This window comes from Mesorhizobium sp. M8A.F.Ca.ET.207.01.1.1, assembly GCF_004794715.1.
GTDB lineage: Bacteria > Pseudomonadota > Alphaproteobacteria > Rhizobiales > Rhizobiaceae > Mesorhizobium.
The window spans coordinates 1-309 of record NZ_SRUS01000447.1; the positions used below are offsets into that span (position 1 = coordinate 1).

At 68.6% G+C, this 309-nt stretch carries 1 protein-coding gene; it reads left to right on the forward strand.

The genetic code is table 11. From position 1 onward, the window contains the following. Positions 1-309, forward strand: a 309-nt coding sequence (locus tag EN850_RS35300; RefSeq protein WP_136093054.1) for a biotin/lipoyl-binding protein, incomplete at both ends; no start/stop codon positions are given.

Sequence of the window (309 nt, forward strand, 5' to 3'; positions counted from 1 at the left end):
GCGCATAAACGGCTACGTCACCGAGGTGCTGGTCAAGGACAACCAATGGGTAAAGGCGGGCGAGCCGCTGCTGCGCATCGACCCGCGCACCTACCGTGCCACCCTGGACCAGGCCGAAGCAGTGATCGCCGTCCGCGAAGCGGATATCGCGGCGGCAACCGCCGGCGTGCAGGGCCAGCAGTCCAGCCTGCTGCAGGCGCGCACCCAACTCACGGCCGCGGCCGCTTCATTGCGCTTCGCAAGATCCGAGCTGGCCCGTTTCACCCCCCTGGCCGCCAGCGGCGCAGACACCCACGAGCATGTGGAGAG